Source organism: Flavobacterium sp. (assembly GCF_044338735.1).
Lineage (GTDB): Bacteria > Bacteroidota > Bacteroidia > Flavobacteriales > Flavobacteriaceae > Flavobacterium.
Map to the genome: position 1 here is coordinate 1 of NZ_JBIIWV010000097.1, position 8,160 is coordinate 8,160.

9 protein-coding genes are annotated in these 8,160 nt (G+C 35.4%); 4 read left to right on the top strand and 5 right to left on the bottom strand.

The genetic code is table 11. The features are described 5' to 3' along the window. The 4 genes from ACIQZC_RS07310 to ACIQZC_RS07325 form a co-directional block, all read left to right on the top strand. On the top strand, positions 1–767 hold a 767-nt coding region (locus ACIQZC_RS07310), incomplete at its 5' end, for a FumA C-terminus/TtdB family hydratase beta subunit (RefSeq protein WP_396138580.1). 51 nt (positions 768–818) lie between these two features. After that, positions 819–1,691, top strand: coding sequence for an NDP-sugar synthase (locus ACIQZC_RS07315; RefSeq protein ID WP_396138581.1), 873 nt, complete (start codon positions 819–821; stop codon positions 1,689–1,691). Continuing rightward, the gene (locus ACIQZC_RS07320) at positions 1,688–2,713 is read left to right on the top strand and encodes a phosphotransferase enzyme family protein (protein ID WP_396138582.1); all 1,026 of its coding nucleotides are present in this window, start codon (positions 1,688–1,690) and stop codon (positions 2,711–2,713) included. Before ACIQZC_RS07315 ends, ACIQZC_RS07320 begins: the two co-directional genes overlap by 4 nt. 53 nt (positions 2,714–2,766) lie before the next feature. Next, positions 2,767–4,140 carry a Gfo/Idh/MocA family protein gene (locus ACIQZC_RS07325; RefSeq protein ID WP_396138583.1) on the top strand — a complete coding sequence of 458 codons (1,374 nt, stop codon included), beginning with the start codon at positions 2,767–2,769 and terminating at the stop codon, positions 4,138–4,140. Between the two features lie 108 nt (positions 4,141–4,248). Here the strand turns inward: ACIQZC_RS07325 and ACIQZC_RS07330 are convergent, their stop codons facing one another. The 5 genes from ACIQZC_RS07330 to ACIQZC_RS07350 form a co-directional block, all read right to left on the bottom strand. Further along, entirely contained in the window at positions 4,249–5,412 is a 1,164-nt protein-coding gene (locus tag ACIQZC_RS07330) for a class I SAM-dependent rRNA methyltransferase (RefSeq protein WP_396138584.1), read from the bottom strand. 92 nt (positions 5,413–5,504) lie between these two features. Continuing rightward, positions 5,505–6,161 (bottom strand): CoA transferase subunit B, encoded by a 657-nt coding sequence (locus ACIQZC_RS07335; RefSeq protein ID WP_396138585.1) that lies wholly within the window; start codon positions 6,159–6,161, stop codon positions 5,505–5,507. 38 nt (positions 6,162–6,199) lie between these two features. Continuing rightward, positions 6,200–6,553 carry a four helix bundle protein gene (locus tag ACIQZC_RS07340; protein WP_396138586.1) on the bottom strand — a complete coding sequence of 118 codons (354 nt, stop codon included), beginning with the start codon at positions 6,551–6,553 and terminating at the stop codon, positions 6,200–6,202. Positions 6,554–6,584: 31 nt separating this feature from the next. Further along, positions 6,585–7,283 carry a CoA transferase subunit A gene (locus ACIQZC_RS07345; protein WP_291242732.1) on the bottom strand — a complete coding sequence of 233 codons (699 nt, stop codon included), beginning with the start codon at positions 7,281–7,283 and terminating at the stop codon, positions 6,585–6,587. A gap of 17 nt (positions 7,284–7,300) precedes the next feature. Then, positions 7,301–8,160 (bottom strand): transglycosylase domain-containing protein (locus ACIQZC_RS07350; protein WP_396138587.1); only part of this gene is annotated, 860 nt, incomplete at its 5' end.

Here is an 8,160-nt window from a genome sequence, read left to right on the forward strand (position 1 = left end):
AAAGTCAAATTGGAGCCCAGTTTGGCGGAAAATATTTAACCCATGACGTTCGTGTGATTCGTTTGCCTCGTCATGCGGCATCTTGCCCAGTTGGAATGGGTGTTTCTTGTTCGGCAGATAGAAATATCAAAGGAAAAATTACAAAAGATGGTATTTTCTTAGAACAATTGGAAACCAACCCAAGTCAGTTTTTACCAACAACTGCGCCTCATTTAGAGCCAGCGGTAGAAGTTGATTTAAACAAACCAATGGCTGAAATTTTAGCTGAATTATCAAAATATCCCATCAAAACACGTTTGAAATTAAACGGAACGTTGATTGTAGCTCGTGATATTGCACATGCAAAAATAAAAGAATTATTAGACGCTGGAAAAGCAATGCCAGAGTATTTCAAAAACCATCCGGTATATTACGCAGGTCCAGCAAAAACTCCAGACGGAATGCCATCAGGAAGTTTTGGACCAACCACCGCAGGAAGAATGGACGTTTATGTAGATGAATTCCAAGCCGCTGGCGGAAGTATGATTATGCTTGCCAAAGGGAATCGTAGCAAAGACGTAATGAACGCTTGTAAAAAACACGGCGGATTCTATTTAGGTTCGATTGGTGGTCCTGCTGCTATTTTAGCAAAAGAAAATATCTTATCTGTAGAAGTTGTTGATTTTGAAGAATTAGGTATGGAAGCCGTTCGTAAAATAACGGTGAAAGATTTTCCAGCGTTTATTATTACCGATAATAAAGGAAATGATTTTTTTATGAATTTATAAAACGGAAAAACTAAGTCAGATTAACTATACTATTTTAAATCAAATTAGGTATTGAAGCCAACTCTATTAATTTTAGCGGCTGGATTAGGTTCTCGTTTTGGAGGATTGAAACAATTAGAAGAAATAGGTCCTAATGGAGAAATCATTATGGATTATTCCATTCATGACGCTTTAAACGCAGGATTTAAAGAGGTGATTTTAATTGTTCAAGAATTAATGATTCCATTTTTAACCGAACGATATATTGCACAAAAAAAATTGCCTGTTTCTTTTGTGATTCAGGAAAATACAATAAAAATCAATAATGCTGTATACAAAAACACTAAGCCATGGGGCACTGCTCATGCGCTTTGGTGTGCTCGAAAAAAAATTGATAGTAATTTTTTACTAATTAACGCCGATGATTTCTATGGTCAAAACTCGTTTGCTTTAGCTTATTCTCATTTATCTCAAAACACTACTCCCTGCGCAGTGGTTTTCCCAGTTTATAAAACACTGTCTCAAAACGGAACTGTAAATCGGGCAGAAATTCAAATGGAAAATGGGATGTTAATTAATTCTTCTGAAAGAGAAAAAATAGAATTTTCAGATGAAGGCATTTTTTATCCAAATGAAAATGGGCAAAAAACAAAGCTAGAAAAAGACGCTTTAGTTTCCATGAATATGTGGGGGTTTACTACGGAAATTTTTAACTACTTAGAAAACGATTTGAGCGATTTTATAGTACATTGGAAAACAAATCAATCGCTTGAATATCAATTACCTAATGTTGTTGCTGCCATGACAAAAAAGGAAATCTACCAAGTCAAAATTATTCCTACTGATGAAACGTGGATTGGAATTACATATCAAGAAGATAAAGAGATTGCTGCTAAATTATTGCAAAAATTGCATCTGGATGGAACATACAAAACAGTACTATGAAGGAGCAATTAATAAAAATAACGGAGGCCTTTTTTGATGCTATAGATATTCAAGAAATAACAACTATTCAAAGTGGATTAATTAATAATACCTACAAAATATCTACCGACAAAGGCGATTTTATAGTGCAGCAATTGAATCAAAATGTCTTTAAAAATAGTAGTGCGCTTTTAAATAATAAAATTAAAATTTGCCATTTTCTTGAATCAAAACAATTTCCTACTATTACTTATCTCCGTTCAAGAAAAGGATTGTTTTATGTCAAAGAGGGTGCAGATATTTGGCAATTATCTTGCTTTATACCTTCAACCGTAAAAGATCGAATAGATTCTACTGAGGTAGCGGCAAAAGCAGGTGAACATTTAGCACAATTCCATGAAGCGTTATTAGATTTTCCATTGGATGAATTAGAATATACTATTCCTGATTTTCATAATACTTGTAAACGCTATACTGATTTTTTAGAGAATGTAGCAAAAGCAAATGCTGATCGATTAGTATTGGCTAAAGATGAAATCAAAAAATTACAGCTTTTTTATCCTAAAATTAAAAAAATTGCAACAGCTATTCAAGAAGGAATAATTCCGCTTAGAGTTGTGCATAATGATACCAAAATAAGCAATATGCTTTTTGAAGATTTTGGATCCATTATTTGTTTAATTGATTTTGATACGTTAATGCCTGGTAGCATTTTACATGATGTAGGTGATGCGATGCGATCTGGAGCTAATACTGCAACTGAAGAAGAAAAAGAATTGGAAAAAGTCAATTTTGACCATATTATTTATGAAGCATTTATGAAAGCCTATTTAGATATTGCTAAAGGTTTTTTAACAAAAGAAGAGCTTGAAAACATTCACTTAAGCTTGCCTTTATTGCTATTTGAACAAAGTTGTCGTTTTTTAGGTGATTTTCTTATCAATGATCCATACTATTCTACCCAATATGAATTGCAAAATTTAGTTCGAACCAAAACGCAACTTAAATTACTAGAGCAAGTAAGCGCATATTTTAAACTATAATTTGTTAAATAAAATTTTTATATTTGATTCTTTTCCCATCAAAACTTTATATTATGAAAAACCCATTCAACTCAGTATTTGTTCTGTTTTTTTTATTAATTACTTCTTTAGGAAGTGCACAATTAATTAAAACAAAAACACCGGCTCGAGCTAAAGGACAAACCGATGTATTACGAATGGCTGCTCCTGCTTTACCTGTAGTTCGTGTTGCTTTTATTGGTTTAGGAATGAGAGGTGCCGATGCCGTAGAACGAATGACCTATATCAAAGGAGTAGAAATTGTAGCGCTTTGTGATATGCTTCCAGAACGTACAAAAGCCTCAAATGAAGCACTTGTTAAATTAGGTTTTCCAAAAGCAAAAGAATTTTATGGAGAAAACGCCTGGAAAGAAGTAACAAAATTGCCAAATGTTGATTTAGTTTATATTGCAACCGATTGGTTAAATCATGCACCCATTGGCGTCCAAGCGATGAAAGATGGGAAACACGTAGCTATAGAAGTACCCGGTGCATTAACCATGAAAGAAATTTGGGAGTTAATAGATACCTCAGAAAAAACAAGAAAACATTGTATTCAATTAGAAAATTGTGTGTATGATTTTTTTGAACTAACCACACTAAATATGGCGCAAAAAGGTATTTTTGGTGAAATTCTTCACGCAGAAGGTTCCTACATTCATGGACTTCAACCTTATTGGGGTGAATATTGGAACAATTGGCGAATGGATTATAACCGTAAACATCGAGGCGATTTATATGCAACGCACGGAATGGGCCCTGCTTGTTTGGCTCTAAACATTCATAGAGGTGACAAAATGAACTATTTAGTCTCAATGGATACAAAGGCAGTAGGAAATCCTGCTTACATTAAACAAAAGACAGGAGAAACCGTTACCGATTTTAAAAGTGGTGACCATACAATGACTATGATTCGTACAGAAAATGGGAAAACAATTCAAATTCAACATGATGTAACTTCTCCACGTCCTTATACAAGAATGTATCAATTAAGCGGTACAAAGGGTTTTGCTAATAAATATCCTTATGAAGGATATGCGATAGACGAAGAGCAAGTAGGTTCAGATATTGTGCCTGGACATAAAAAATTATCGGCACACAGCTACATGCCCGACGAGGTAAAAAAAGCCTTGATGATAAAATATAAAAATCCGATTGTTGTGGACATTGAAGAAAAAGCAAAAGAAGTAGGAGGTCACGGAGGAATGGATTTTATTATGGACTACCGATTGATTTATTGTTTACAAAACGGGTTACCCTTAGATATGGATGTATATGATTTAGCCGAATGGAGTTGCCTTGGACCGCTAACTGCTATTTCACTTGATAACAATTCTGCACCTGTTGAAATTCCAGATTTTACTAGAGGAAATTGGAACAAATTAAAAACCGTGGAATTCTCTAAATAATAGCGAACCCTCTTAGATTTTGAAACGCTGAAAAGGTTAAAATTTTCTCCTGCAAGGCTTTGAAAACCTTCTAGGAAGATAACTAGTTATGAACTACTCACTCAAAACCTACTCTACAAACAACACCAATCCTTTTAAATAATGCCCTTCCGGGTGGTAAATGTTGGTTGGGTGGTCTGGGCCTTGTTCTAATTTATGTAACACTCTGATATTTCTTCCTGTTTCTATGGCTGCTGCGGCAACGGTATTGTAAAACAAAACATCGTCAATGACTTGCGAACACGAAAACGTGAATAAAATTCCGTTAGGCGCTAAAGCTTTTAAACCTGCAATATTTAGACGTTTGTACGCTTGCGTTGCCGTATGTTTGCTTTTGATGCTTTTAGCGAAAGCGGGTGGGTCTAACACAATCACATCGTATTGCTGCGTGTGTTCTTTCATGAAGTTGAACACATCATCGGCAACTGCTGTATGGTTGGCTTTTGGAAAGTTTAATTCCATATTACTAGCCGCTAAATCTACCGCTTTTTGAGAAATATCTACCGAAGTTACTAATTCCGCTCCAGCGTGCATCGCATAAATAGAAAATCCGCCTGTGTAGCAAAACGTATTTAATACTTTTTTGCCTTTTGAAAATTCACCTAATAATTTTCGATTGTCGCGTTGGTCTAAAAAGAAACCTGTTTTTTGACCTTCTACCCAATTTACAGAAAATAAAATGTGGTTCTCTTTTGCAACCGTTTCGGCTTTGTTTCCAAATAAGAAATAATCGGTACCCGTATTTGGTAATGTTCCCGAACTTTTACAATAAATGGTTTCGCAATGCTCCGAAAAATTAGATTTAATCGCTGCAGCAATTTGCTCCATTTGAAGAAAAATTCCCGTAGAGTGCGCTTGAATGACCCAATTTTTATCGTAATAATCAATAATTAATCCCGAAATGCCATCACCTTCTCCATGAATGACACGAAAAGCATTCGTTACATCAAAATCCAATAGTTGAGTACGCAAATACCAAGCCGATTGTAGTTTGATTGCCCAAAAGTTTTCAGAAAATATTTCATCGGCAAACGTTAAAATACGCACCACAATACTTCCTTTATCACTAAAATAACCTGTGCCTAAATGATTGTTTTGCGAATCCACTACATCTACCATTTCACCATCGTGTATTTCCCGACTTACGCCATACACCGCACCGCTGAAAATCCAAGGATGACGACGTTGAATGGATTTTTCTTTACCTGATTTTAGAATTACTTTTGGAAACATAGTTTGATTTGAAAATGAAAAAATTTGAAAATTTGAAAATGAAACCACCCGAGTAGTCCATTTTCAAATTTTCAAATCTTCAAATTGATTAATTATATACTCATTTCCGGAATTTCTCCTTCAATGATTAAATTCGCTTCTGTTGCTTTAATGATGTCTTCTACTGAAACACCTGGCGCTCTTTCTAATAATTTGAAACCATTTGAGGTAACTTCTAAAACCGCTAATTCGGTAACGACTTTTTTCACACAACCTACTCCGGTTAAAGGCAGTGAACATTTCTTTAAGATTTTCGATTCCCCAGCTTTATTGACGTGCATCATCGCAACGATAATATTTTCTGCGGAAGCCACTAAATCCATAGCGCCACCCATGCCTTTTACCATTTTTCCTGGAATTTTCCAATTGGCAATATCGCCGTTTTCGGAAACTTCCATCGCGCCTAAAATCGTTAAATCTACTTTTTGCGCACGAATCATTCCGAAACTAAAAGCAGAATCAAAGAAACTTGCTCCTGGTAAGGTAGTAATCGTTTGTTTTCCTGCATTGATGATATCGGCATCTTCTTCTCCTTCAAAAGGGAACGGGCCCATGCCTAATACACCATTTTCTGATTGAAATTCCACCGAAATATCCGTACGAACATAATTCGCTACTAAAGTTGGAATTCCAATTCCTAAATTTACGTAGTACCCGTCTTTTACTTCTTGGGCGATTCGTTGTGCGATTTGATTTTTATCTAAAGCCATGTATTATTTGATGATTTGAAAATTTGATGATTTGAAAATTAACGCTTCTTTGAAGAAGATATGATTTTAGAAATTATCAAATTTATGGATTGTACTTTTTTAAATAATTCTTCATTAGGACTTGGATAAAATTCTGATTTTTGGCAGAGTTCTAACCAAAATTGTAGTTCATCTGTTTCCTTTGCTGAGATTTTAAACTTGTGTATAAAATCAGCTTTGCTTTCGGCGTTTTGGGCTTCTCTTATATTAGCCCCAATTGAAGTTCCGCTTCTGAAAATTTGAGAGGCCATTTCAAAACGATTTGTTTTTCTAATTTCTTCTGAAAAACTAATTATTTCAAGAGCTAAATCGAATGTTAATTTTACAATTAAATTATCTTTATCGCTTCTCATCTTCAAATTTTCAAATTAAAAAATCTTCAAATTACTTTTGTCTCACTGTTCTTTGCTCAATTCTTTTTTCAAATTTTTCCCCTTGAAAAATACGATTTACCATAATTCCTGGGATATGAATTTCGTTTGGATTCAATGTTCCGGCTGGCACTAATTCTTCTACCTCAGCGATAGTAATTCTTGCTGCTCCTGCCATACACGCATTGAAATTTCGAGCGGTTCCTTTGAAAATTAAATTACCCGCTTCGTCACCTTTCCAAGCTTTTACGATAGAAAAATCGGCTTTATAGGCCAATTCCATTACGTGCATTTTTCCATTGAATTCGCGTGTTTCTTTTCCTTCTGCTACTTCTGTTCCGAAACCAGCAGGTGTAAAAAACGCAGGAATTCCAGCTTGTGCGGCACGACATTTTTCGGCTAAAGTGCCTTGCGGTGTAAGTTCTACATCTAATTCACCCGAAAGCATTTGGCGTTCAAATTCGGCATTTTCGCCTACATAAGAAGAAATCATTTTCTTAATTTGACGCTTTTGTAATAATAATCCCAATCCGAAATCATCTACGCCGGCATTGTTTGAAATGCAGGTTAAATTTGTAATATTTTTTTCTACTAATTCAGCAATGCTGTTTTCGGGAATACCACAAAGTCCAAATCCACCTAACATAATGGTTTGTCCATCTTGAATTCCTTCAAGTGCTTCTTGTACGTTGTTTACTTTTCTTGAAATCATATTATTTAATGTCGTTTTTATAGTCCTTGAAATTCATCCATATTGGGTTCGTCTGTAGGAACCTCCGTGGAATCGACTACTTTTTTAGGGGTCCAACAATCTACTTTAATTGATAAGTTTTCAGGTTTTTCAAAAGGTTCGCGTGAGACATCTAAATCGCTATCGGCATAACATTTTTTCATAAAAATTCCCCAGATAGGCAATGCTGTTGTGGCTCCTTGCCCCATATGTGTGGATCTAAAGTGAGCTGCTCGGTCTTCGTTACCCACCCAAATACCCGTGGCTAAATTAGGCACCATACCGATAAACCATCCGTCAGAATTATTTTGAGAAGTTCCTGTTTTTCCAGCAACTGGATTAGCAAAACTGTAATCGTACTGAATGAATCCGCCGCCGCCATATTTTAAACGGGCACCTGTTCCTGATTCTTTAACACCTTCCATTAATTTTACAACGGCATAGGCAACATCTTTGTTAACAACGTCTTTTTGATACGGAATGGGTTGATCAATTACGACTCCGTTTTTATCTTCAATCTTTATAATAAAAGTAGGTTTTACATATACCCCTTGATTGGCAAATGTACTCATAGCACCTACCATTTCTTCTACTGTAATATCCACTGCTCCTAATGCAATTGAAGGTTGAACTGGAATTTTTGAAGTAACTCCTAATTCTTTTGCCATATCCGCAACTGCTTGTGGACCCACTCGGTCAATTAGTTTTGCAGAAACGGTATTGATGGAATTAGCTAATGCTTTTTGCAACGTAATAGTTCCTCGATAATTGCCATCAGAGTTTTTAGGCGACCAATCGGCATCAATTCCCCATTTACCTTTTGGCATGGTGAAATAACTATCAATTATGGAATCACAAG

What these genes read in the sequence shown, in the direction of transcription:
- ACIQZC_RS07320 (WP_396138582.1), top strand. Translation starts at nt 1,688, where the DNA reads ATGAAGGAGCAATTAATAAAAATAACGGAGGCCTTTTTTGATGCTATA.
- ACIQZC_RS07325 (WP_396138583.1), top strand. Translation starts at nt 2,767, where the DNA reads ATGAAAAACCCATTCAACTCAGTATTTGTTCTGTTTTTTTTATTAATT.
- ACIQZC_RS07330 (WP_396138584.1), bottom strand. Translation starts at nt 5,412, where the DNA reads ATGTTTCCAAAAGTAATTCTAAAATCAGGTAAAGAAAAATCCATTCAA.
- ACIQZC_RS07335 (WP_396138585.1), bottom strand. Translation starts at nt 6,161, where the DNA reads ATGGCTTTAGATAAAAATCAAATCGCACAACGAATCGCCCAAGAAGTA.
- ACIQZC_RS07340 (WP_396138586.1), bottom strand. Translation starts at nt 6,553, where the DNA reads ATGAGAAGCGATAAAGATAATTTAATTGTAAAATTAACATTCGATTTA.
- ACIQZC_RS07345 (WP_291242732.1), bottom strand. Translation starts at nt 7,283, where the DNA reads ATGATTTCAAGAAAAGTAAACAACGTACAAGAAGCACTTGAAGGAATT.